Raw genomic sequence first — 24,598 nt, forward strand, 5'->3', positions numbered from 1 at the left:
AGGTACAATTCCCTTTATGTCCGAAGAAGCCGTAACAACCCCGTCCCCATTTGTTCACCTGCGCGTACACTCCGAATTTTCGGTCGTGGACGGCCTTGTGCGCATCCCCGACCTCATCAAGCGCGTGGCCAAGCTGGGCCAGCCCGCAGTCGCCTTGACGGATCTGTCGAACCTGTTCGGCCTGATCAAGTTCTACAAGGGCGCGCGCGGCGCCGGCATCAAGCCCATCGCCGGCTGCGATGTCTGGCTGTCCAACGATGACGATCCCGGCAAGCCGTTCCGCCTGCTGCTGCTGGTGCGCAACCACCAGGGCTATCTCAATCTCTGCGAATTGCTGTCCAAGGCCTTCCTGACGAACCAGGGCAAGGGCCGCGCGGAGATCCGCCGCGAATGGCTGCAGGGGCAGGAAGGCCTGATCGCCCTGTCGGGCGGGCGCGGCGGCGACGTGGGCCAGGCGCTGGACGCCGGCAACGCCGTGTCGGCGCTGGCGCTGGCGCGCCAGTGGGCGCACCTGTTCCCGGGCAGCTACTACATCGAGTTGCAGCGCGCCGGCATGGACGGCGACGAAGCCTATACCCAGGCCGCCATGCGCCTGGCGAGCGAGGCCGGCCTGCCGGTGGTGGCGACGCATCCGGTGCAGTTCCTGGACGAATTCGAATTCCAGGCGCACGAGGCCCGGGTCTGCATCGCCGAAGGCGAAATCCTGGCCAACCCGCGCCGCGTGCGCCGGTTCAGCAAGGAGCAGTACCTGCTCAGCTCCGAGGAAATGGCGCGGCGCTTCGCTGATGTGCCCTCGGCGCTGGCCAACACGGTGGAAATCGCCAAGCGCTGCAACCTCAGCCTGGTGCTGGGCAAGCCGCGCCTGCCCAACTTCCCCACGCCGGAAGGCGTGGGTCTGGACGACTACCTGGTCCAGCTGTCGGAAGAGGGCCTGGAAAAGCGCATGGAGTTCCTGTTCCCGGACGCCGCCGAACGCGCCTCCAAGCGCGAGCAGTACTACGAACGCCTGCGCTGGGAATGCAAGACCATCATCCAGATGGGCTTCCCCGGCTACTTCCTGATCGTGCAGGACTTCATCAACTGGGGCAAGAACAACGGCGTGCCGGTGGGGCCGGGCCGGGGTTCGGGCGCGGGCTCGCTGGTGGCCTATGCCCTGGGCATTACCGACCTGGATCCGATCCGCTACGACTTGCTGTTCGAGCGCTTCCTGAATCCGGAGCGGGTGTCCATGCCCGACTTCGATATCGACTTCTGCCAGGACAACCGCGAACGGGTCATCGACTACGTCAAGGAAAAGTACGGCCGCGCCGCCGTGAGCCAGATCGCCACCTTCGGCACGCTGGGCGCCAAGGCGGTCGTGCGCGACGCGGGCCGGGTGCTGGACATGCCCTACATGTTCTGTGACGGCCTGTCCAAGCTGATCCCGTTCAACCCGATGGATCCCTGGACTCTCGAACGCACCCTGAAGGACGAACCGGCCTTCAAGGACCGCTACGAACAGGAAGAAGAAGTACGCGCGCTGGTGGATCTGGCCAAGCCGCTGGAAGGCCTGACCCGCAACATCGGCATGCACGCCGGCGGCGTGCTGATCGCGCCGGGCAAGCTGACGGACTTCTGCCCGCTGTATTGCCAGCCCGGCCAGGAGAACAGCGCGGTCTCGCAGTTCGACAAGGACGACGTCGAGGCCGCCGGCCTGGTGAAGTTCGACTTCCTGGGCCTGCGCAACCTGACCATCCTGGACTGGGCGGTGCGCTACGTGCGCCAGTTCAACGAGGACAAGCGCGACTTCGACGTCATGGCCCTGGCGCTGGACGATCCGGCCGCCTACAAGATCCTGTGCGACGCCAACACGACCGCGGTGTTCCAGCTGGAATCGCGCGGCATGAAGGAGCTGCTGAAGAAGCTGCGGCCCAACACCTTCGAAGACATCATCGCCATGCTGGCCCTGTACCGTCCGGGGCCGCTGGAATCGGGCATGGTGGACGACTTCGTCAACCGCAAGCACGGCCGCGCCGCGGTGGATTATTTCCACGACGACCTGGAGAACACCCTCAAGAGCACCTACGGGGTCATCGTCTACCAGGAACAGGTGATGCTGATCTCGCAGATCATCGGCGGCTACTCGCTGGGCGGCGCCGACCTGCTGCGCCGTGCCATGGGCAAGAAAAAGCCCGAGGAAATGGCCAAGCACCGGGAACTGTTCGAGCAGGGCGCCAAGGAAAAGGGCCACGACCCGGACTTGGCGGTCAAGCTGTTCGACCTGATGGAGAAGTTCGCGGGCTACGGCTTCAACAAGTCGCACTCGGCCGCGTACGCGCTGATCTCGTACCAGACGGCCTGGCTCAAGGCCTACCATCCGACCGAATTCCTGGCCGCGACCATGTCCTCGGACATGGACGACACCGACAAGGTCCAGATCTTCTGCCGCGACGCCCAGGACAACGGCGTCGAGGTGCTGCCCCCGGACGTCAACTTCTCGGGCTACCGCTTCGAGCCGGTCGCCGACAAGCACACTGAAAAGGGCAGGCCGCCGCGCACCATGCGCTACGGCCTGGGTGCGGTCAAGGGCACGGGGCAGGGCGCGGTCGAGGACATCCTGCGCGCGCGCAAGGAAGGCGGCCCCTTCCTGAACCTGTTCGACTTCTGCCGCCGCGTCAGCAAGCAGGCGGTCAACCGCCGCACCATCGAAGCCCTGATCAAGGCCGGCGCCTTCGACACCATCGAGCCCAACCGGGCGGCGATGCTGGCTTCGGTGCCCACCGCCATGGAAGCCGCCGAGCAGGCGGCCCGCAGCGCCAACCAGGCCTCGCTCTTCGGCGACGACAGCGGCGACGTGGTGGCCGGCGAACTGGCCAAGGTCGCGCCCTGGGACCTGCACAAGAAACTGACGGAAGAAAAGTCCGCGCTGGGCTATTACTACAGCGGCCACCTGTTCGACGCCTGGCGCGACGAAGTGCGCCGCATCGTGCCGATGCAGCTGGTGCGGGTCGAACCGCAGCGCGACCTGCAATGGATGTGCGGCGTGCTGGCCAGCGTGCGCGTCATGATGACCCGCCGCGGCAAGATGGTCTTCGCGGTGCTGGATGACGGCACCGCGCAGGTGGAAATCTCGGTCTTCAACGAGCTCTACGAGAAGCACCGCAACCGCCTGCGCGAGGACCAGCTCGTCATCGTCCAGGGCAAGGTCAGCAACGACGACTACTCCGGCGGCATGCGCATCGTCGCGGAACAGCTCTACGATTTGCAGCTGGCGCGCGAAGCCCGCGCCAAGTCCCTGCGCGTCAAGCTCAACGGCAGCGCCGACGCCGCCCGCCTGCGGCAGATGCTGAATCCGTTCCGGGCCGAACCGGAGAACGGCATTCCCGGCGTGCCGGTCGATATCGTCTATACCAAGAATAATTTCCTGTGCACGGTCCGTCTGGGCGAGGAGTGGCGCGTCCGCATGGCCGACACGCTGCTTGCCAACCTGAACGACTGGACCAAGCCGGATGGCGTGGAGGTCACCTATTGATGCCTATGCGTATCGTTCACTCGGAAGCCGCAACCAGCTTTGGCGGCCAGGAAGGCCGGATCTTCAAGGAGATGACCGCCATGCGCGCGCGCGGCCATCACATGGAAGCCATCTGCCAGCCCAAGGCGCTCTTGGCCGAACGCCTGTCGGATGCCGGCTTTCCCGTGCACACCCTGGAAATGGATGGCGCGGTGAATTACCTGAAGGGCATCGCCACCATCCGCGGCATCCTGCGTGAAGGCCGCTTCGACGTGCTCAATACCCACAGCCGGCGCGACACGGTCATAGCCGCTGCCGCGGGCCGGCTGGCGGGGACGCCGCTCATCGTGCGGACCCGCCATCTGTCCAACAAGGTGGGATCGCTGTGGTCCTACACCTGTTTGCCGCACAGGGTCACGACGGTCAGTGACCATGTGCGCCAGCATCTCATCGACCGCGGCGTGCCTGCCGGCAAGGTGGCCACCGTCTATTCGCCCATCGTGCTGCCGCCGCCCGTGGAACGCTCCACGCTGCGCGAGGAACTTGGCCTGGCCGACGACGACATCGTGGTCGGCTGCGTGGCCGTCATGCGCGCCACCAAGGGCCACAAGGACCTGATCGACGCGATCGCGCCGCTGATGGCCAGCCGGCCCAAGCTGCACCTGGTGTTCGTCGGCGGCGGTTCGCCGGTGTTCGAGCAGACCCAGGCCTATGTGGCCGAGCTGGGGCTGCAGGACCGCATCCATCTGATGGGCATGCGGCGCGACGTGCCCAATCTGCTGGCGGGTTTCGATCTGTTCGCCCTCGCCACGCAGCAGGAAGCGTCCGGCACCGTCTATGTCGAGGCGCAGGCCAGCGGCCTGCCCGTGGTCGGCACGGACGTGGGCGGGGTGTCCGAGATGTTCCGCGATGGCGAGACCGGCATCCTGGTGCCGCCCAAGGATCCCGAGGCGCTCACCGCCGCGCTGGTGCGCCTGATCGACGACGCCGATCTGCGGCGGCGCATGGGCGAAGCCGGCCGCAAGATGGTCTGGGAAGAGGGCGTGTTCTCGCCCGCCCGCCTGGCGGAAACCACCGAGGCCGTCTATGCCAAATGGCTGGCGGAGCGCGCGGGATGAATGCGCCCAATGTCCCGGTGCTGATGTATCACCACGTCACGCCGGCCGGCGGCATGATCGCCGCGACGCCGGAGGTGTTCGAGGCGCAGATCTCGCGCCTGGCCCGGGCTGGCTACCAATCGTTGTCCGCCGATCAGTTCGCGGCCTACCTGGCCGGCGGGGCCGCGCCCGAGCGCTCGGTGCTGATCACCTTCGACGACGGCTACCTGAACAACTGGGTGCATGCGCATCCGGTGTTGGCGCGCCACGGCATGCGCGCCGTGCTGTTCACCATCACCGGCTGGATCGGCGACGGGCCGGTGCGTCCGCATGCCGGCCAGGGCGGCCCCTTGCCCGCCACGCCCGACCACGACGCCTGCAAGCAGCTGGTGGCGGCCGGCCGGACCGACGAGGCCATGCTGCGCTGGAGCGAGATCGAGGCCATGCAGGCGGCGGGCACCTTCGAGTTCCATTCCCACACGCACACCCATACGCGCTGGGACAAGGTCTGCGGCGCCGACGTTGACGCCAAGCGCGGCCATATCGCCCAGGAATTGCAGGAGTCGCGCGACACGCTGACAAGCCGCCTCGGCTCCGCCAGCGACCATCTCTGCTGGCCGCAAGGCTATTTCGACGCGGACTACGTGGCCGCGGCGCGGGCGGCCGGATTCCGGCACTTGTACACTACCGACCCTTTCGGCCAGAACACCCCCGGCGCGGATCCCGAACACATTTATCGTTTCGCGGTGCGCAACCAGGGCGGCTCCTGGCTGAACCGGCGCATCTGGCTGTCGCGCGATCCCTTCTGGGGGCCGCGCTTTCATGCCTGGAAAGCCTGGAAAAAGCGTCTCAGGAATCGCGGATGAAGCTATCTGTCATCATCATCACCAAGAACGAAGTGGCGAACATCGCCGCCTGCATCAAGTCCGTGGCCTTCGCCGACGAGTTCATCGTGGTGGACTCGGGCAGCACCGACGGCACCGTGGAAGTCGCGCGTGCCCTGGGCGCCCGGGTGGAAGTGACCCCGGACTGGCCTGGCTTCGGCCCGCAGAAGAACCGCGCGCTGGATCTGGCGACGGGCGACTGGGTGCTGTCCATCGACGCCGACGAGCGCGTCACGCCGGAACTGGCCCAGGAAATCCAGGAAGCGCTGCGCGCGCCGCGCGCCGACGCCTACGAGATCGCGCGCCTGTCGAATTTCTGCGGCCGCGACATCCGCCACAGCGGCTGGTGGCCCGATTACGTGCTGCGCCTGTTCAGGCGCGGCACGGCGCGGTTCAACGACGTGGCCGTGCATGAGCGCGTGGTGCCGGCCAACGGCAAGCCGCTGCAGATGCGCGGCTATTTCCACCACTATCCCTACGACAACCTGGATGCGCTGATCACCAAGGTCAACCGCTATTCGTCCGACGCCGCCGCCATGATGTACGCGAAGGGCCGGCGCACCTCGATCTTCGGCGCGCTGGGCCATGGCTTCTGGACCTTTGTGCGGATCTACCTGATCCGGCGCGGCTTCCTCGACGGCAAGCACGGCCTGGTGCTGGCGGTCGTGGCCTCGGCCGGCAGCTTCTTCCGCTATTCGAAGCTGATGTTCCTGGCCGAGAAGAAGAAGTGAAGATCCTCTACACCAACTTCCACGCCGGCAATGGCGGGGGGCACGTCACCTACATCATCAATCTGGCCAAGGCCCTGTCCAAGGACCACCAGATCACGATCGCGGCGCCGGCCACCAGCCGCCTGTACCGCTACGCCAAGGCGATTCCGGGCGTGGCGGTGGAGGACATGCAATACACCACGCGGCCTTCGTCCTGGTTCAAGGACCGCGCGCGGCTGCGCCGGCTGATCAAGGCCGGCGGCTTCGACATCATCCATGCCAACGGCTCGGCCGACCACAAGCAGGTCATGCTGGCCACGCTGGGCATGCGCGGCCGTCCGCGCATCGTCTTCACCAAGCACAACGACCATCCGCTGACGAGCTTCGGCCATCAGTTGCGGGTGGCGCTGGCGACCGACCACGCCATCGCGGTCAGCGACTACGTCCACGGCCTGATGCAGCAGTCGCCCTACGGCAAGCGTCCCATCACCACCATCCGCCACGGCATCGACACGAACTTCTTCGCGCCGCCGCCGCCGGAAAGCCTGGACAAGCTGCGCGCCATCTTCTTCGGGCCCGACTGGCAGGGCAAGCTGCTGCTGGGCAGCGCCGGCGGCACCGACTACGACAAGGGCTGGCTCGACCTGGTGGCGGCCGTCGCCGCCTTGCCGCCCGAGGACCGCGCGCGCGTCCTGCTGATGGTGGCGGGCGATCCGCCCAACGAAGCCAAGCTGGCGCGGGTGCGCGAACTGGGCATGATCGACCAGGTCCGCTTTCCCGGGCTGCTCGACGACGTGCGGGCGGCGCTGGCCTCCTGCCATGCCGGCTTCGTGCTGTCCTACCGTGAAGCCCTGTCGTTCGCCTGCCGCGAGATCATGGGCCTGGGACTGCCCGCGCTGGTCAGCGACGCCGGCGGCCTGCCCGAGAATGTCACCGATGGCGTCGACGGCTGGATCGTGCCCGCGCGCGACGTGCCCGCCATCACCGCCAAGCTGCGTTTCATGCTGGACCATCCCGACGCCGTGCGCGCCATGGGCGCCCAGGCCAGGGAAACCAGCCTGCGGGATTTCAACCTGGACCGTTTCGCCGCCGCCACACTGGACGTATACCGACGCACGCTGGGATAGGACCGGGCTTTATAATCCGTCCCTATGTCTATCCCCATACTCATGTACCACCAGATCGGCGAACCCAATCCCAAGGGCACGCCGTTTCGCGGGCTGACGGTGCACCCCGACAGCTTTGCCCGGCAGATGCGCTGGATGCGCAGGCTGGGCTATCGCGGCCTGTCCATGCGCGACGTCATGCCCTATGTCCGCGGCGAACGCCAGGGCAAGGTATTCGGCATCACGTTCGACGACGGCTACCGCAACGTGCATCACAACGCCATGCCGGTGCTGAGCGAACTGGGCTTTACCGCCACCAACTATTTCGTGGCGCGCCAGTTTGATGGCGGCAACGTATGGGACCTGGAAAAAGGCATTCCGTTTTCGGCGCTGATGACCGTGAACGAAATGCGGGAATGGGCCCAGGCCGGCAACGAAGTCGGTTCGCACACGCTGGACCACGTGCACCTGCCCCAGATGTCGCCCGACGAGGCGCGGCGCCAGATCGTCCAGTCCAAGGATGAACTGGAGCAGGCGCTGGGCGCGCCGGTCACCGCCTTCTGCTATCCCTACGGCGACCATGGCCCCGAACACCGCGCCATGGCGCGCGAGGCCGGCTACGACAACGCCACGCTGACCCAGCGCGGCCTGGCGGCGGCTTCGGACGACCCCTACGGCTTGCCGCGGGTCACGGTCTCGCGTTCCACCAACATCATCCGTTTCCTGCAGAAGTGCCTGACCCGGTATGAAGACTCCCGCCGGCGCGGCTGAGCGGCGGCTGCGCATCGCGCTGCTGGTCGACCGCTTCGGCAATCGCTTTGGCGGCGCCGAAGCCTATGGCGTGGAACTGATGCGGGTGCTCGGACAGCGCCACGACGTCTCCATCGTGGCGCGCGACTTCGACAGCGACCTGCCGTTTCCCTTCCTGCCCGTGCGGTTTCCCGGCTGGCTGCCCAGCTGGATGCGCGTGCTGTACTTCGCCTGGCGCGCCGACCGCCTGACCCGCGGCCGCTATGACATCGTGCATTCCCACATGAACGGCTGGGCGGGCGAAATCCAGGTCATGCATGTGACGCCGGTGCGCTACAACCGGCTGACCCGCGTCAAGCCGCTGCAGCGCCTGACGGCCTGGCTCAGCCCGCGCCTGGCCACCTATCTGCTGCTGGAAAAGCTGCGCGTGCGCCAGGCGCCGGCGCGGCGCGTGGTGGCGGTGTCGGGACTCATCATGGACCAGCTGCACCGCAGCTATGGTCCGCAGCTGCCGGTGGACATCATCGCGCCGGGGGTCAAGCTGCCGACCGCGGCGCAAATGGAAGGCCGCGAGGCCACCCGCGCTAGCCTGGGCTGGGACGCGGGCACCATCGGCTGTCTGCTGGTCGCCCGCAACCCCTTGCGCAAGGGGTTGCCGGCGCTATTGGACGCGTTGGCGCAATTGCCGCCTCAGTACCGGCTGCTGGTCGTGGGCGCGGACGAACCTACCCGCGAACGCGTGCGCGCGGCCGGCGCCGTCGCCAGCCGCGTCACCCTGATCGATCCCACGCCCGATGTCGCCCGCTACTTCAGCGCCGCCGACATCTACGCGCACCCGACGCTGAACGACAGCTACGGCATGGCGCCGCTGGAAGCCATGTCGCACGGACTGCCCGTGGTGGTGAGTTCGCCCGCTTACTGCGGCTTCGCCCAGTACCTGTCGGCGGGCAAGGATGCGCTCATCCTGCAGGATCCACGCGACGGCGCCCAACTGGCGCAGGCGCTGGAGCGGCTGGGCTCGGAACCCGGCTTGCGGGCGGCCCTGGCCGAACGCGGTCTCGAGATCGCCCGCGAGCAAAGCTGGGAAACGGTGGCGGCGCGCTACGAGGCGCTGTACGACCAGGTGCTGCAAGAGCGAGCCTGAGAGACGGACGGCGGCGCCACGGCTTCAATGGCCGGGGGCGGTCGCCTGTTCCAGTTCGCCCAGCCAGCGGATGGCATGTTCGCGGTCGGTGCCGCACATCTCGGCCTGGGGCTGCAGCCCGCCGCAGAAATCCGGACGCGAGGGCTGGCCGAAAATCGCGCAACGCATGTCCGGCAGCAGCTGGATACAGGGCACGCCGGCGGGCTTGCCCCGCGGCATGCCGGGTATCGGCCGGGTGATCGACGGCGCGATGCAACAGGCGCCGCAGCCGGGCCGGCATTCCAGCGCGGCCGCGGGCGTCGACATCAAACCCATCCGCGCAGCCAATAGACGAACAGGCCGGCGTATTCCTTGATGATGGAGCGGCTTGCGTCGAACGTGCGCTGGTCCGGGAGCCACAGCGTCAGCGATCCGTCCGCGGGCGCCACGATTTGCGGCGCCGCCGGGGCGGCGATGGCCTCGACGCCCTGTTTGGAAAAGGCCGCCATCGCGCGCGGCATGTGCAGCGCGGAAGTCACCAGCAGTATCTTGCCGATGCCGCGAGCCTTGAGCTGGTCTTCGGTCAGGGCGGCGTTCTCGTAAGTGGTACGGCTGGAGTTTTCCAGGATCAGCGCCGTTTCCGGCACGCCTTGCTGGCGGATGGCGTGCGCCATGCCGCGGGCTTCGCTGACGTCGCCTTCCAGCGCGCCGCCCGATAGCAGCACCTTGGGCGCGCGGCCCGCCAGGTACAGCTGGGCTGCGGTGTCGACGCGCACCACCGCCGTGTCCTTGTCGTAGGGCAGGAACCAGTTGGCGCGGCCGTTGGCGGTATTGCCGCCAAGCACGACGATGGCATCGGCCGTGGGGGACTCCGCAGGCGCCAAGTGCGGATAGCGGGATTCCAGCGCGCCGCCCAGCCACAGCGAGGTGATGGGCAGCGACCAGGCCAGCGCCCACAGCAAGCCTGCGACGATGAGGGCGCCGCCGGTCTTGCGCAGCCGGAACAAGCCCAGCACCAGTCCGATGACGACCAGGGTCAGGCACAAGTTGTAAGGAATGATCAGATTCGTGAGATAGCTGGACAAGGTCATTTCGAAACAATCCTGATTACTGCGTCTCGTCCAGCAGGAGGTTGGCCTGCTGCTCAACTTCCTCGACGGACGGCCATGCGTGCTCCGAGCCTACGCAGACGGCGCGCGGCGACCATGGGCCGGTGCGTCCTGGACGCGTTACGCCGAACAGGGTCAGCTCCCTGGCGTTGGCGGCAGCGGCCACGTGCGAGACGCCGGAATCGTTACAAATCACCAGCGCCGCCCGCGCCGTCAGCGCCGCGAACGCGCCCAGGGACAGGGGCGGCAGCAGGAGCGCCGTGGGGGCATTGCGCCGCGCCTCCTCGGTTTCGGCCGGAGGGGGGCACATTACCACGGTATGGCCGCGGGCCTGCAGGGCGCGGGTAAGTGTATCGAATCCGGGCCAGACCTTGATCTTGCCCTTGTGCAGGCCCGTGGCCGTCGGCGCGATCAGGACGAAACGCTGGCCCGCCAGCCCGGCGGCTTCAAGCGCCAGGTCCGCGGCGCCCTGGTGTGCGGGCGTCAAGGGCAGGTCCAGGGTCGGGCCGGGCTCGGCGGGGCCGCTGGGCAGGCCCCAGCGGGTCAGGGCCTCGCGGGTCAGGTGATGCCAGGACTGCACCGCGTGCAGCGAGTCGCTGGGTTTGGAATAGGGCCAGCGCAACAGGAAGCTGCGGCCGTCGTCGCGATAGCCGGCCGAGGGCAGCCCCGCCAGCCGGAACACCAGCGCGCTGGACAGCGAGTCCGGCAGCAGCAATCCGCGGGCGCGGCGCCCCTGGGCGCCCAGGCTGCGCCGGTGGGCGCTGACCGCCGCCCGGTCCGGCCCGACCTTGCCGCGCATGGGGATGAAATCCTGCTTGGCCACGCCGTCGAGCAGGTCGCGGGCCCAGGGCCGGGCGCAGATCACCAGGGGCAGGCCGCTGGCGTGCAAGGCGCGCAGGCTCGGCAGGCTCATGCAAACATCGCCCACCCAATTGGGTAACCGGACGTACAAGCAGCTGATATCGGACATGGAAGGGCGCTGGGCGCGTTAGGGCTGAAAGGACATGGCCCGGACGGCGACTTGTCGCGCAGCCGGTACAATTCTCGCCACAATTGTATAAAAGCGAGTGATCCCTTTGAATTCTGCCGCACGCAACGCGCCCGCGAGTTCCCAACCCGTCAAAGCTGAACTCTGGAGTCGGATCTACAGCCGCGTGGGCTCCTACTGGAAGGGATTGTTGCTTGCCGTCCTGCTGATGGCCGGCGCGGCCGCCACGCAACCGGTGCTGGCAGTCATCATGAAGCCGTTGCTGGACGGCGGTTTTTCGGGCGCCAAGCCGTACTACGTCTGGGCCTTGCCGCTGGCGGTGGTCGGCCTGATCCTGCTGCGCGGCATCTGCAACTTCTTCAGCGACTACCTGCTGGCCTGGGTGGCCAACAACGTGCTGCTGGGCATGCGCCGCGACATGTTCGAGCGCCTCCTGGGCCTGCCCGACGCCGACTTCAAGCAAGGCGACACCGGCCGCCTGCTCAACCGCTTCACCATCGACGCGGGCAACGTCACCGGCTACGCCACCGACGTCATCACCGTGCTGGTGCGCGAAACCCTGGTGGTCGTCGCCCTGATCTGCGTGCTGCTGTACATGTCCTGGGTGCTGACGCTGATCATCCTGATCATGCTGCCCGTGTCGGTGCTGATCTCGCGCTTCTTCATCAAGCGCCTGCGCCGAATCAACCGCGAAACCGTCAACATGAACGCCGAGCTGACCCGCGTGGTCGGCGAAGGCATCGACGGCCAGCGCGTCATCAAGCTGTTCGACGGCTACGAAGTCGAGCGTGGCCGCTTCGATTTCGTCAGCCGCCGCCTGCGCCGCTTCGCCATGCGCACGGCCACGGCCGACGCCGCCCTGACGCCGCTGACCCAGGTCTGCATTTCCATTTCGGTCGGCGCGGTCATCGCCGTGGCGCTCAGCCAGGCCAACCATGGCGCCCTGACCGTGGGCAGCTTCGCCTCCTTCATGGCGGCACTGGCCCAGATCTTCGACCCGATCAAGCGCCTGACCAACGTCGCCGCCCGCATGCAGAAGATGCTGGTGTCGGCGGAAAGCGTGTTCACGCTGATCGACCAGAAGCCCGAAAACGATACCGGCACCAAGGAACTGGCCGAACCTGTGCGCGGCAAGGTGGAATTCCGCAGCGTCAAGCACCGCTTCCCCGATGCCGAGCGCGACACGGTCAACGATATTTCCTTCACCGTGGAGCCCGGCCAGACCGTGGCCCTGGTGGGGCGGTCGGGCAGCGGCAAGACCACCCTGGTCAACATGCTGCCGCGCTTCGTGCTGGCCGACAGCGGCTCCATCCTGGTGGACGACACGCCGATCGACGAACTGACGTTGCGCAGCCTGCGTTCGCACCTGTCGCTGGTCAGCCAGGACGTGGTGCTGTTCGACGACACCATCGCGGCCAACGTGGGCTACGGCGCGCTGGGCAAGTCCAGCGAACAGAAGGTGCGCGACGCGCTGGCGGCGGCCAATCTGCTGGAGTTCGTCGAAGGGTTGCCGCAGGGCCTGAACACCCCGGTGGGCGAAAACGCGGCGCGCCTGTCCGGCGGCCAGCGCCAGCGCCTGGCGATCGCCCGCGCGCTGATCAAGAACGCGCCCATCCTGATCCTGGACGAGGCCACGTCCGCGCTCGACAACGAATCCGAGCGCCAGGTCCAGGCCTCGCTGGAACGCCTGATGAAGGGCCGCACCACGCTGGTCATCGCCCACCGCCTGTCCACGGTGCAGAACGCCGACCGCATCATCGTGCTGGACGCGGGCAAGATCGTCGAACAGGGTCCCCACGCCGAGCTGCTGGCCGCCAACGGCCTGTACGCCTCGCTCTACAAGATGCAATTCCGCGACGATTGATCCAGCCCGCGCGGCCGCGCTGCTGTTTTTTCCTGTCGCATTTCCGGATTGCCAAGAGCCCGGATTGCCGGAAAATGGAGCCGGGCCTGCCGGCAGGCCCGGCCCCCGCCCGCTGCGGGCGGGGCGGCGCCGCCAGGCGCTTTGGTCCGCCGTGCATCTGGAGCGCCCCATGTCCCTGCCTGCCGAAGGCAATCAGCTAGTCAATGTCGTCGTCCTGCTGGGGGCTGCGGTCGTCGCGGTTCCGCTGTTCAAGCGGCTGGGGCTGGGATCCGTCCTGGGATACCTGGCCGCCGGCCTGGTGATCGGCCCCTTTGGCCTGGGCTTGTTCTCCGATCCCAAATCCATCCTGCACGTGGCCGAACTGGGCGTGGTGATGTTCCTGTTCATCATCGGCCTGGAGATGCAGCCCTCCCGTTTGTGGAAGCTGCGCGGCGAGATCTTCGGCCTGGGCGTCGCCCAGGTGCTGGCCTGCGGCGGATTGCTGACGGTGGTGGGCCTGCTGGCCGGGCTGTCGGGCCCGGCGGCTTTCATGGCCGCCATGGGCTTCGTGCTGTCGTCCACCGCCATCGTCATGCAGATCCTGGCCGAGCGCGGCGACACCGCCAGCGCGCAGGGCCAGCGCATCGTCTCCATCCTGCTGCTGGAAGACCTGGCCATCGTGCCGCTGCTGGCGCTGGCGACCCTGCTGGCGCCGGCCGACAACGCCAGCCATGGCGATCCCTGGACCCAATCCGCCATCGCAGTGGCCTGCATCCTGGCGCTGCTGGCCGCCGGCCGCTGGCTGCTCAACCCGCTGTTCCGCCTGCTGGCCGCCGCGCACGCGCGCGAGGTCATGACGGCGGCCGCCCTGCTGGTGGTGCTGGGGGCGGCGCTGCTGATGGAGCTGGGCGGGCTGTCCATGGCCATGGGGGCCTTCCTGGCGGGCGTGCTGCTGTCCGAGTCCACCTTCCGCCACCAGCTCGAGGCCGAAGTCGAGCCGTTCCGCGGCATACTCCTGGGCCTGTTCTTCCTGGGCGTGGGCATGTCGCTGGACCTGTCGGCGGTGGCCCGCGAATGGCCGCTGATCCTGGCCGCAGTGGTGGTGTTCATGCTGGTGAAGTCGGTGGGCGTCTACGTGGTGGCGCGGGTGCTGCGGGCTTCCCACGCCGAGGCCATGACCCGTGCGGCCTTGCTCGCCCAGGGCGGTGAATTCGCCTTCGTGCTGTATGGCGCGGCCGCCGCCGCCGGTATCTTCGATGCGCATACCGGCGCCGTGCTGACCGCGGTCGTCATCATTTCCATGGCGCTCACGCCGTTGTGCGTGCTGGCGCTGCGCTGGCTCCTGCCCAAGCCTGCGCCTTCGATGGAAGACGTGGACGTGGCCAAGGACCTGGAAGGCTGCGCCCTCATCGTGGGCTTCGGACGCTTCGGGCAGATCGTGACCCAGGCGATGCTGGCGCGCGGCCTGACGGTCTCCATATTGGATACCGACACCGACGCCATCCGGGCGGCCGCCAAATGGGGCGTCAAGGTCTATTACGGCGATGGCACCCGCATCGACATGCTGCGCACCGCCGGCGCGGAGAATGCCTGCGTCATCCTGATCTGCATCGACGACCCCAAGGCGGTCAACCACATGGTCAAGCTGATCAAGGCCGAATTCCCGCTGGTGCGGGTGGTGGTGCGGGCCTATGACCGCATTCACTCGCTGGCGCTGGCCAAGGAAGGGGTGGACTACCAGGTGCGCGAAACCCTGGAATCGGCGCTGGCCTTTGGCGAGGCCGCGCTGCGCGTGGTCGGCGTGCCGGCCGACGAGGCCGCCGAGGTGGTGCAGGACGTGCGCAGGCGCGACACCGAGCGCTTCGACCTGGAGGTGGCGGGCGGGCTGTTCGCCGGCCGCTCGCTGCTTTACGGCAATATGACCAGCGCTCCGGACGGCCGCAACGACCAGCCCGACCGGGAAACCGAGAGGGCCGCGGCCAGCCCGACCGCGTAACCGACTATTTCCATATCGTTGCATTACTTTTCGCATCATTTCACGCGCAGGCACTCATGGCTGAGGTAGATTTATCCGCACTGACTCTTCATCCATGACGAGCATTTGCCAGGGGGACTGCCATGCTGCAATCGGATCGGATTTCCACGACGCCGCACGCTGTGGGTGTAGAACTGGCGCGGCGGCAGGCCTCGGCCTTGCGCTGCGGATTTTCGGCGGGTTCCATGCGCCAGCTGGTGTCGCACACGGGCGGAGCGGGCCCGGCATGGTCCATCGGCGCGCACCGCGAAACCGACAAGGCCAGAGGCGCCAAGGCCTTTCCCTTCCGCATTGCGGCGGTCGCGGCGACCTGAGCAAGCGTCCAGGTGGGCGGCACGGGGTTTTTTTTTAGGGCCGGATCTTGCGTGGCGGGTTTGGCGGCGGCATCATCAGCGGCAGAAATGTTGGCCGTCGTGATCCGCGTCCCCCCGACGTCCCCTGCGTAGGAGCGCCGTATTGAAGTCCCGCGGGTTTGTGCATCGCGCGCTGTATGCGCTGGCGGTGCTCGTCGCAATCGGCATCTGCGCGGCCGCGGTCGCGCTGCTATGGATCGACCGCCGCGCCACCTGGGACGCCGCTCACGCCTCGGCGCGCAACATCACCGGCGTCCTGTCCGCGGATATCAGCCGCACCCTGCATGTCTATGACCTCTCGCTGCAAGGCATGGCCGAACGTTTGCGGGAACCGGGCCTGGACAAGCTCGCGCCCGAAACCCAGCACCGCTTCCTGTTCGACCGGCCATCCACCGCGGAATACCTGGGCGCCGTCGTGGTGCTGGATAAGGACGGCAACATCCGCTACCACTCCGGGGCCCTGGACGCGCCGGATGTGAGTTTCGCCGACCGGGATTTCTTCCAGGTGCATCGCGATGCCGACGACGTCGGCATGTATGTCAGCAAGCCATACCGCAGCCGCCTGCGCGGTGGCGACGAGAGCATCGCCATCAGCCGGCGGCTGTCCAATCCGGACGGCAGCTTCGCCGGCGTGGTGGGCGGTTCGCTGCGCCTGGCGTATTTCCGCGACCGCTTTGCGGCGCTGTCGATCGGCGAGCGCGACGAAATCAGCGTCTTCCGCAACGATGGCCTGGTGCTGCTGCGCGCCCCGTATTCCCTGAACGACCTGGGCAGCGACATCGGCATGGCGCTGGACTTCCAGCAATTCCTGATCCGCCGCGAAGGCTCGTTCGTCGGCGCGCTGTCTCCAGATGGCGTGAACCGCTACTACACCTTCGCCAGCATCGAGGACACGCCGCTCATCATCGACGTGGCCATGGACGTGGACGAGCTGCTCGAGCCCTGGGACCGCCGCGCGCTCTTCATCATCCTGGTGACCACCGCGCTGCTGCTGTCGGTCGCGGCGCTGATCGTGCTGTTCAGGCGCGAGATGGCGCTGAGGAAGGCGGTGGAGACGCAGCTGGCGATACAGGCGCACACGGACGGACTCACCGGCCTGGCCAACCGGCGCGCCTTCGACGAGGCGCTGGAGCGCGAATGGCAGAATGCGCGCCGTGAACACGTGCCGCTATCGCTGCTGTTCCTGGATGCGGACCATTTCAAGCGCTACAACGACCGCTACGGCCATCAGCAGGGAGACCAGCTGCTCGTGGCGTTGGCGCGCGCGCTCAAGAAAAAGGCCCGCCGTCCGCGCGATCTGGCGGCGCGCTATGGCGGCGAGGAGTTCGTCGTGCTGCTGCCCAATACCAGCCGCCAACGCGCCACGGAGATTGCCGAGAGCATCCGGCGGGCCGTTGCGGGCCTGAAAGTGCCGCACGCCGACGCCGCTGCCGGGATCGTCACCATCAGCGTCGGGGTCGCGACCGCGGTGCCGCAGGCCGACGATACGGTAGCCAGCCTGGTGGAGGCGGCCGATGCGGCCGTCTACCAAGCCAAGGAGTCCGGCCGCAACCGCGTGGCGGTGGCCGGGACCTGATCCGGCGCCGCATGAAAAAGCCCCGCCGCGCTTGATCGCGCGGCGGGGCTTTTTTCAGCACTGCGTGGCTTAGCGTCCGACCATGACGGCCTGCATGCGCGTCTGCGCCTGCTGCACGTTCTTGGCTTGCGCGTTCAGGTCCTGCAGCAGCTGGTTCAGCTCGGCCTGCACGGCGGGATCCTGGACCTTGACGACGGGGCCGGAAATGTCGATCTGCGCGGCATGCGCGGCAACATAATCGGCGATCTTCAGGCTGCTGTCAAAGGTCGCGTTCAGTTGCGGCAGCACGTCGCGGAAGGTGTCGGCCGGCAGGCTGACGGTCTTCTCGTAGGCCTTGTCGTACACCGCCTTCAGGTCTTCCGGCTGCTTGAGCTGCGCGCGCGCGGCGTCGGCCCGGGCTTGCTGTTCCTTGAGCGCCGCGCCCATTTCATTGAGCGAGGCTTGCACGGTCTTGAGGTCGTCGCGGCGGGTCACGATGTCGTTCAGCGAACGCATGGAGCCTTTCTGCATGATGCCGGACAAGGGCTTCACCGAAGCGTCCATGCCCGCGTTGAAGTCCGTGATCACCGCATACTGCGCCGCGTAATCGCCGAAGGACTTCTTCTCTTCGTCCGTCAACTGCGGAACGCGCACGCCGGGCTTGTCGACGATACGGGTTTGCAGGAACTGCGTGAACGCGGCACGCTGTTCGGGTTCCTTGTTGCCGCAAGCGGCCAGCATCAACGGCAGCGCTGCGGCCAGTACCAGGAACGGACGGAATAGGGACTTCATCGCATCGAACTCCTAAAAGCGAAATAGATAATTGTTCAGGGTATACCCTGAAGGCGCCCGCAGCTTATCGGGTCGTCCTCCTTATCGCCATCGCTTTCAGAATTGTTTGCAATCGAATCGTTAAGAAACACAATTCACACATAATGAAGTGAAATCGCGACGGCTACCTGTTACGCGTGCGCGCGTCGCGCCTTATTCCTGGACGGCTATTTCCCGCAATGCCGCGGTCAGCAGCTCCGCGGAACGGGACAGCGAGCGGCCCGCGCGCCGCAGGATGCCGATGTGCCGGTATAGCGGCGGGCTGCTGATGGCAACACAACGCAGACGGTTGGTATCGCCTTCGCGGGCTGCCAATTCAGACAGGATGGCCACGCCCAGTCCCTGTGCCGCCATTGCCAGCACGGTCGAGTTGTAGACCACCTCATACGCCGCCGGCAGCGAAATCTTCAATTTATCGGCCGCCGCTTCGATGTGCGTGCGGATGCTGCTCTCCCGCACCGGCAATATCAACGGATGCTCGGCCAAGTCCTTCAGCGTCACCGTGTCCGGCGCGGCCCAAGGATAGTCATGCGCCATATAGGCGCAGAAGCGGTCGGTCACCAACTGCTCCCAGACCAATTCCTGATCGCGTTTGATCGGGCTGCCTATTCCAAAGTCGACCTCGCCACTACGGGTCATGTCGTTGACCCGGGAGGCCACCGTATCCCGCACACAGACGGTAATGCGGGGGTAGTCGCGGTTCAGCCTGTGGATGGCCTGCGGCAGCAGGCCGGCGGCCAGCGAGGGCAGGACGGCGACGGTTACCGTGCCCCGTTCCCGATCGCTGGTGTCGCGGGCATGGGTCACCAGGTCTTCGATCTCGGCCACCAGCTTCTCGATCCGCGGAAAGAGTTCCTGGCCCCGGGGCGTCAGGCTGACGCTGCGGTGGTTGCGATCGAACAGCCGCGTGCGCAGATGGGACTCGAGCTGCTGGATCTGTATGGTCAAAGCCGACTGCGAAATGTTCAGTTCGTGAGCCGTCCTGGTGAAGTTGCCCAGACGCGCAATCGTGAGGAAGGCGCGCAACTGCTTGAGATCACTCAACATTATCGAAACTCCGGTTCAAGGCAGGACGATTCAACAATCGTTTTTTTAGAAAAGAATGTTCTGTTATTTGAATTTTACGAATCGCATGCCGCTGAGTATATTGCCTATCGAACGCCTGGCTCAAAAAGGCGGCGAATAAATAAATGAGACAAAGAGGGAGGGCTCCGCATGGCCGGACATTGTGCCTCACACCAGAGGCTTCAAATGCTGCAGCGAATAATGGATTCGATAAACGCCGCAGCTGAAAAGTGCGCCGGACTTTTTCTTATAGGAATGGTCCTGGCTATTTCAATTTCTGTATTCGTACGGCTGCTCTACACCTATACGGGTATTCCTTTTTCAACGCCCTGGGCGGAAGAACTGGGCCGCTTCATGATGGTCGGAAGCGTCTTCATCGGCGGCGCCGTCGCGACCTATCGCCTGCGGTTGATCGGCGTCGATGCCTTCATAGGCATGGTGCCGGAGTCGGTCGCCCGCTGGCTGCGCGTGGTGGCGCATATCCTGACCTTGATGCTTGCGCTGCTCTTGGCCTGGAAATCGATCAGGCTGATAGAACTCGGCATGCGGCAGACATCGCCGGCGATGGAAATGCCCATGGCATACATCTACATATTCATGTTTATTGGCTGCGTGCTCATGAGTCTGAATACCTTCACGCACGTCATCAAGGAATTGCTGAGCGTTGAAGTATCGCAGCAGGGCGGCGAGGCGGAACGAGTTGCCGCCGCCATGCAAAACAGTGAAGGAGGGGCGCTGTGATTCCGGTTCTGTTCTTGTCATTTACGGCGATCCTGATCATCGGTGCGCCCATCGTCACCGCCCTGGGCATGTCGGCCGCGTTCGCCTTGCAGGCGGGCGACCGGTCGCTGCTCATCGTGGCGCAGATGGCGTTCCAGTCGCTGGATTCGTTCAGCCTGATGGCCGTGCCGTTCTTCATCCTGGCCGGGCATCTCATGTCCTCGGGCGGCGTGGCTACCAGACTGGTGCAACTGGCCAATGCCTTCGTCGGCTGGATCCGGGGCGGCCTGGGCGCGGTCGCGGTGCTGACCTCGCTGCTGTTCGCGACGGTTTCCGGTTCGTCGTCCGCCACTACCGCGGCGATCGGCTCCGTGCTGATTCCGGAAATGGAAAAGAAGGGCTATCCGAGATCGTTCGCGGCCTCCATTGCCGCATCCTCGGGCGAGCTGGGGGCGATCATTCCGCCGTCGATCCCGATGATCGTGTACGCCTTGACGGCCAACGTATCGGTCGGGTCGCTGTTTCTCGCGGGCATCCTGCCGGGGCTGCTGATCACCGTGTCGCTGATCCTGACGGTCTGCCTGGTTGCCCGCATCAAGGGCTTCGACGAAGTCAGCCCGGTGAGCTTCGGCGGCTGGCTGAAAGGCGTGATGGTAGCCCTGAAGGATGCAACGCTGGCGCTGATGATGCCGGTCATCATCCTTGGGGGAATCTACGGCGGCTTGTTCACCGCCACCGAAGCCTCCTGCATCGCGGTGCTTTACGGGCTGGCGCTCGGGCTGTTCGTCTACAAGGAAATAACGGTCAAGGATCTGCTCGGCATTTTCGCGCGCTCCGCGGTGATGTCTTCCATCATCCTGCTGATCGTGGCCTTCGCCGCCGTGTTCGCGTACCTGCTGACGATCAACCAGGTGCCGCAGCAGGTCGCCGCCATGCTGGGGTCGGTCACGACCAATCCGATCGTGTTCCTGCTGCTGGTGAACGTCATGCTGTTCCTGGTCGGCATGTTCATCGAGGCATTGGCGGCGATCCTGATCATCGTGCCCATCCTGGCGCCCATCAGCCTGGCTTTCGGCATCGATCCCATCCACTTCGGCATGATCGTCATCACCAATCTGGCGGTCGGCATGGTGACGCCTCCGGTCGGCGTGAACCTGTTCGTGGTGTGTGAAGTTGCCCAGCTGAAAATGCACCAGTTGGCGAAGTACCTGGTTATCTTCCTTGCCGTGCTGGTGCTTGATGTCCTGATAATTTCTTACGTGCCCGCCATTAGTACTTTTTTCTTATAAAAAATAATCCGGCCGCCTGACGGCAGCGCCTGTCGGGGGGCTGGAAAATCGAGGAGATGGATGTGAAGCTATTCAAGAAACTGTTTGGCGCCGGCGCCCTGAGCGCCCTCATGTTTGCCGCGCCGTCGCATGCCCTGAACATGGATGTGGGGCACACGCTCACGACGGACAGTCCGTTTCACGTGGGGGCGCAGAAGTTCGCCGACGTGCTGAAGGCGAAATCGAACGGGAAAATCACGATTTCCGTGTTCCCGCATTCGCAACTGGGCGGCGAACTGACCATGATCCAAGGCGCCGTGGCCGGCGCCACCGACCTGGTCATCACGGGTCAGCCGACCTTGAACGGCATCGTCAAGGAATTCCTGGTCTTTGACTCGCCGTTCCTGTTCGACAGCGTCGAGCAAGCCAACCAGATCCTCAACGGGCCGGCGGGCGACAAATTCATGGAAGTCCTGCCCAAGTACGGCCTGGTCGGCCTGGGCTGGTTTTCGGCGATCGAACGCAATGTCTTCGGCAACCGGCCCGTCAATTCGGCCGAAGACCTCAAAGGCATGAAGATCCGCGTCATCCAGTCGCCGGGCTATGTCGAAAGCTACAAGGCCCTGGGTGCGCAAGCCACGCCCATGGCCTATTCGGAACTGTATCTGGCCCTGCAGCAGAAGGTGCTCGATGGCGGCGAAACGACGCCGGACCAGTTCGTCTCTGACAAATTCATCGAAGTCTCCAAGTACTTCAACATGACCCACGTCAATATCCATCCGGCGCTGCTGCTCATGTCCAAGGACCGCTGGGACCGCTTTTCCCCCGCGGAACAGAAAATGATCAAGGAGTCCGCCGACGAGGCCATGGCCTATGCGCGCGACTATTACAAGAAGGTCTACGACGAGGGCATGAAAACGATGCAGGCCAAGGGCGTGTCCATCGTCTACCCCAGCAATCTCGATTCTTTGGTGCAGGCCACCAGGCCCGTCGTGAAAAAGCTGGTCGGCGAAGCCCCCAATGGCCAGGCGCTCTATGACGCGCTGATCGCGGCCAAGCAGAAGCAGTAAGGGGCGCAAACGGCATCGGCCCCGGCGCATTCATATTCAAGAGAAACTGGACAGATTGATGACACCCTTCAACCAACCCCAAAACCTGCGCGTGCTGATTACCGGAGCGGCCGGCAACATCGGCCTTTGCCTGCGCTCGCAGCTGCGCGGCCGCTATGCCTTGCTGCGCCTGGCCGACATCGCGCCGCAGGAACCGGCGCAAGCCGGCGAGGAAATCTGCACGATGGACGTCCGGGACATCGAGTCCCTGGAGCGCTGCATGGAGGGGATCGACTGCGTCATCCATCTGGCCGGTATACCCGGCGCCGATGTCTGGGAAAAAATCCTGCCCATGAATATCGAGGGTTGCTACAACGTATTCGAGGCGGCCCGGCGCCAGAACGTGCGCCGGGTGGTTTTCGCCAGCTCGAACCACGCCATCGGCTATCACCGGCGGGAAAAATTCCTCGACGACACCGTCCAGCCCAGGCCGGATTCGCTGTATGGCGTATCGAAGGTATTCGGCGAGGCCCTGGGCCGGATGTATGCGGACAAGTACGGCATGTCAGTCGCCTGCTTGCGGATCGGGACGTTCCGCACGCCCGACCGCCCGAGCGAGGCCAGGCAGTTGCTGACCTGGCTCAGCCATCGCGACATGGCGCAACTGGCGGCGCGCTGCGTCGAGCACGAGTCCTACCATTTCACGGTTGTCTACGGCGTGTCGAACAACCTGCGCAACCGCTGGGACAATTCCAACGCGAAATTCCTGGGCTATGCGCCGCAGGACGATTCCGAGGTGTTCGCCCCGGAAATCCTGGCCCAGAACATCCCCGAGGATCCCATTGCGGCCCAGTTCCATGGGGGCTTTTATTGCCCCTTGGAGTTTGTCGGGACCACGGACAGGATTTCCTGAGGTCAGACCAGGATGATGTCGTACTGTTCTTGCGAGTAAGCGCCTTCCACCTCCAGCGAAATGCGCTTGCCCACGAAGTCACCCAGCATCGCCAGGTGCTGGCTTTCTTCTTCGAGGAACAGGTCGACTACCTCTTGCGAGGCGAGGATGCGGAACTCCTTGGGATTGAATTGCCGCGCCTCGCGTAGGATCTCGCGCAGGATTTCATAGCAGACCGTGCGCGGCGTGCGCACATTGCCGCGCGCCTCGCACATGGGGCAGGGCTCGCACAGCTGATGCGCCAGCGAATCGCGGGTGCGCTTGCGCGTCATCTCCACCAGGCCCAGCTGTGTGAAGCCGTTGACCGTCATGCGGGTGCGGTCGCGCGAGAGCGCCTTCTTCAGTTCGGCCAGCACCGTTTCGCGGTGCTCCTGTTCCTCCATGTCGATGAAGTCCAGGATGACGATGCCGCCCAGGTTGCGCAGGCGCAGTTGGCGCGCGATGGCCTGGGCCGCCTCCAGGTTGGTCTTGAAAATGGTGTCGTCGAAATTGCGGCCACCCACGAAACCGCCGGTATTGACGTCGACCGTGGTCAGCGCCTCGGTCTGGTCGATGATGAGGTAGCCGCCCGATTTCAGATCCACCCGGCGCGACAGGGCCCGTGCAATCTCGTCGTCCACGTTGGCAGTGTCGAACAGGGGGCGCTCCCCGCTGTAGTGCTGGATGCGGCCCACGACCGAGGGCGTATAGATGCGCGCCCATTCCAGCATTGCCGCGCTGGTCGTGCGGGAGTCCACGAGAATGGTGCCGGTGTTCGGACCCACCATGTCGCGCAGCACACGCTGCGCCAGGGTCAGATCTTGATGCAAGAGGGCGGGGGCGGGCTGGGTGCGGGCCGCCGCCTGGACGCTGGTCCAGAGTTTGCGCAGATACTCCAGATCGGCCGTCAGCTCCTCGTCATTGGCGCCTTCGGCCTGCGTACGGACGATGAAGCCGCCTTTTTCCTCGGCGGGCATCAAGGCCTGCAGGCGCTCGCGCAGCTGGATGCGCTCGGATTCGTCGTCGATCTTCTGCGAAATGCCGATATGAGGGTCGTGGGGCAGGTAAACCAGCATGCGGCCCGCCATGCTGATCTGGGTCGAAAGCCGCGCGCCCTTGGTGCCCAGGGGATCCTTGACCACCTGGACCATGATGGTCTGTCCCTCGAACAGCAGCTTCTCGATCGGCGTAGGGGTGAGCCCCTGGCTTCTTTCGCCGCGGTTCTCACGCAGATCGGCAATATGGATGAAGGCCGCGCGCTCCAGTCCGATATCGACGAAGGCGCTCTGCATGCCGGGCAACACACGCACCACCCGCCCCAGATAGATATTACCGACGTGGCCCCGCTGGATGCTGCGTTCTACGTGCAGTTCCTGTACCGATCCTTGTTCCACCTGCGCAACGCGGGTTTCGAAGGGGGTGACATTGATCAGGATATCTTCGCTCAGGGCGATGGCTGGGGGCATAGCGTGTTCGTCTCCAGTAAGGTACGGCGTACAGGCGAATAGTAAACGTAGGGCAAAGCGGACGAGACAACTATCTCTATGGGGTGGCCGAGAGCGTCACCACTATATGTAGGGTAGGGCAAGGTTTGGCTGTTGCATGAATTCCAGAACCGCCGTGCTCCAACACGCCTGGAAATATGTGCTATAGTCTCGCTCCTTCGCAGTTCAGACAGTTTTGAACCGCGA

21 protein-coding genes are annotated in these 24,598 nt (G+C 65.4%); 15 read left to right on the top strand and 6 right to left on the bottom strand.

Annotated features, from left to right (window positions below):
- Positions 1 to 16 precede the first annotated feature (16 nt).
- The 7 genes from dnaE to BRO63_RS09350 are packed head-to-tail and all read left to right on the top strand — an operon-like array spanning position 17 to position 9,181.
- Positions 17 to 3,511, top strand: coding sequence for a DNA polymerase III subunit alpha (dnaE, locus tag BRO63_RS09320; RefSeq protein WP_088139435.1), 3,495 nt, complete (start codon positions 17 to 19; stop codon positions 3,509 to 3,511).
- Positions 3,508 to 4,608 carry a glycosyltransferase family 4 protein gene (locus tag BRO63_RS09325; protein WP_088139436.1) on the top strand — a complete coding sequence of 367 codons (1,101 nt, stop codon included), beginning with the start codon at positions 3,508 to 3,510 and terminating at the stop codon, positions 4,606 to 4,608. The genes dnaE and BRO63_RS09325 overlap by 4 nt, the downstream gene beginning before the upstream one ends.
- Positions 4,605 to 5,453, top strand: coding sequence for a polysaccharide deacetylase family protein (locus BRO63_RS09330; protein WP_088139437.1), 849 nt, complete (start codon positions 4,605 to 4,607; stop codon positions 5,451 to 5,453). Before BRO63_RS09325 ends, BRO63_RS09330 begins: the two co-directional genes overlap by 4 nt.
- A complete protein-coding gene (locus BRO63_RS09335) occupies positions 5,450 to 6,202 on the top strand; it encodes a glycosyltransferase family 2 protein (RefSeq protein ID WP_088139438.1) in 753 nt (250 codons plus the stop codon). Before BRO63_RS09330 ends, BRO63_RS09335 begins: the two co-directional genes overlap by 4 nt.
- A complete protein-coding gene (locus BRO63_RS09340) occupies positions 6,199 to 7,308 on the top strand; it encodes a glycosyltransferase family 4 protein (RefSeq protein ID WP_088139439.1) in 1,110 nt (369 codons plus the stop codon). The genes BRO63_RS09335 and BRO63_RS09340 overlap by 4 nt, the downstream gene beginning before the upstream one ends.
- 24 nt (positions 7,309 to 7,332) lie before the next feature.
- Positions 7,333 to 8,058, top strand: coding sequence for a polysaccharide deacetylase family protein (locus BRO63_RS09345; RefSeq protein ID WP_013392673.1), 726 nt, complete (start codon positions 7,333 to 7,335; stop codon positions 8,056 to 8,058).
- Positions 8,033 to 9,181 carry a glycosyltransferase family 4 protein gene (locus tag BRO63_RS09350; protein WP_088139440.1) on the top strand — a complete coding sequence of 383 codons (1,149 nt, stop codon included), beginning with the start codon at positions 8,033 to 8,035 and terminating at the stop codon, positions 9,179 to 9,181. The genes BRO63_RS09345 and BRO63_RS09350 overlap by 26 nt, the downstream gene beginning before the upstream one ends.
- A gap of 24 nt (positions 9,182 to 9,205) precedes the next feature.
- On the opposite strand, the gene BRO63_RS09355 is transcribed toward BRO63_RS09350, so the two are convergent.
- The 3 genes from BRO63_RS09355 to BRO63_RS09365 are packed head-to-tail and all read right to left on the bottom strand — an operon-like array spanning position 9,206 to position 11,239.
- Positions 9,206 to 9,487, bottom strand: coding sequence for a YkgJ family cysteine cluster protein (locus tag BRO63_RS09355; RefSeq protein ID WP_088139465.1), 282 nt, complete (start codon positions 9,485 to 9,487; stop codon positions 9,206 to 9,208).
- Positions 9,487 to 10,251 (bottom strand): YdcF family protein, encoded by a 765-nt coding sequence (locus tag BRO63_RS09360; RefSeq protein WP_088139441.1) that lies wholly within the window; start codon positions 10,249 to 10,251, stop codon positions 9,487 to 9,489. Before BRO63_RS09360 ends, BRO63_RS09355 begins: the two co-directional genes overlap by 1 nt.
- 16 nt (positions 10,252 to 10,267) lie before the next feature.
- Positions 10,268 to 11,239, bottom strand: coding sequence for a glycosyltransferase family 9 protein (locus tag BRO63_RS09365; RefSeq protein WP_088139442.1), 972 nt, complete (start codon positions 11,237 to 11,239; stop codon positions 10,268 to 10,270).
- Positions 11,240 to 11,345: 106 nt separating this feature from the next.
- On the opposite strand from BRO63_RS09365, the gene msbA reads away from it, so the two are divergent.
- The 4 genes from msbA (at position 11,346) to BRO63_RS09385 (ending at position 17,064) form a co-directional block, all read left to right on the top strand.
- A complete protein-coding gene (msbA, locus tag BRO63_RS09370; protein WP_088139443.1) occupies positions 11,346 to 13,121 on the top strand; it encodes a lipid A export permease/ATP-binding protein MsbA in 1,776 nt (591 codons plus the stop codon).
- 169 nt (positions 13,122 to 13,290) lie between these two features.
- Positions 13,291 to 15,096: a monovalent cation:proton antiporter-2 (CPA2) family protein gene (locus BRO63_RS09375; protein WP_088139444.1), complete on the top strand. Its 1,806-nt coding sequence runs from the start codon at positions 13,291 to 13,293 to the stop codon at positions 15,094 to 15,096.
- Between the two features lie 122 nt (positions 15,097 to 15,218).
- The gene (locus tag BRO63_RS09380; protein ID WP_088139445.1) at positions 15,219 to 15,449 is read left to right on the top strand and encodes a hypothetical protein; all 231 of its coding nucleotides are present in this window, start codon (positions 15,219 to 15,221) and stop codon (positions 15,447 to 15,449) included.
- Positions 15,450 to 15,591: 142 nt separating this feature from the next.
- On the top strand, positions 15,592 to 17,064 hold the full coding sequence (locus tag BRO63_RS09385) for a GGDEF domain-containing protein (RefSeq protein ID WP_179215059.1): 1,473 nt from the start codon (positions 15,592 to 15,594) through the stop codon (positions 17,062 to 17,064).
- A 69-nt stretch (positions 17,065 to 17,133) separates the two neighbouring features.
- On the opposite strand, the gene BRO63_RS09390 is transcribed toward BRO63_RS09385, so the two are convergent.
- Both BRO63_RS09390 and BRO63_RS09395 read right to left on the bottom strand, forming a co-directional pair.
- On the bottom strand, positions 17,134 to 17,835 hold the full coding sequence (locus BRO63_RS09390) for a DUF3053 domain-containing protein (RefSeq protein ID WP_088139446.1): 702 nt from the start codon (positions 17,833 to 17,835) through the stop codon (positions 17,134 to 17,136).
- 192 nt (positions 17,836 to 18,027) lie between these two features.
- Positions 18,028 to 18,921 (bottom strand): LysR family transcriptional regulator, encoded by an 894-nt coding sequence (locus BRO63_RS09395; protein ID WP_088139447.1) that lies wholly within the window; start codon positions 18,919 to 18,921, stop codon positions 18,028 to 18,030.
- A 204-nt stretch (positions 18,922 to 19,125) separates the two neighbouring features.
- Between BRO63_RS09395 and BRO63_RS09400 the strand changes: the two genes are divergently transcribed.
- The 4 genes from BRO63_RS09400 to BRO63_RS09415 are packed head-to-tail and all read left to right on the top strand — an operon-like array spanning position 19,126 to position 22,889.
- Positions 19,126 to 19,680, top strand: a complete 555-nt coding sequence (locus tag BRO63_RS09400; protein ID WP_256942989.1) for a TRAP transporter small permease — start codon at positions 19,126 to 19,128, stop codon at positions 19,678 to 19,680.
- A gap of 14 nt (positions 19,681 to 19,694) precedes the next feature.
- Complete coding sequence (locus tag BRO63_RS09405) at positions 19,695 to 20,948, top strand: TRAP transporter large permease (RefSeq protein WP_256942988.1); 1,254 nt, start codon at positions 19,695 to 19,697, stop codon at positions 20,946 to 20,948.
- A gap of 56 nt (positions 20,949 to 21,004) precedes the next feature.
- Entirely contained in the window at positions 21,005 to 21,997 is a 993-nt protein-coding gene (locus BRO63_RS09410; protein WP_088139450.1) for a TRAP transporter substrate-binding protein, read from the top strand.
- A gap of 58 nt (positions 21,998 to 22,055) precedes the next feature.
- Entirely contained in the window at positions 22,056 to 22,889 is an 834-nt protein-coding gene (locus tag BRO63_RS09415; protein ID WP_088139451.1) for an NAD-dependent epimerase/dehydratase family protein, read from the top strand.
- 2 nt (positions 22,890 to 22,891) lie between these two features.
- On the opposite strand, the gene rng is transcribed toward BRO63_RS09415, so the two are convergent.
- On the bottom strand, positions 22,892 to 24,355 hold the full coding sequence (rng, locus tag BRO63_RS09420) for a ribonuclease G (RefSeq protein ID WP_088139469.1): 1,464 nt from the start codon (positions 24,353 to 24,355) through the stop codon (positions 22,892 to 22,894).
- Between the last annotated feature and the right edge of the window lie 243 nt (positions 24,356 to 24,598).

The organism is Achromobacter xylosoxidans, from assembly GCF_002192695.1.
Lineage (GTDB): Bacteria > Pseudomonadota > Gammaproteobacteria > Burkholderiales > Burkholderiaceae_B > Achromobacter > Achromobacter xylosoxidans_C.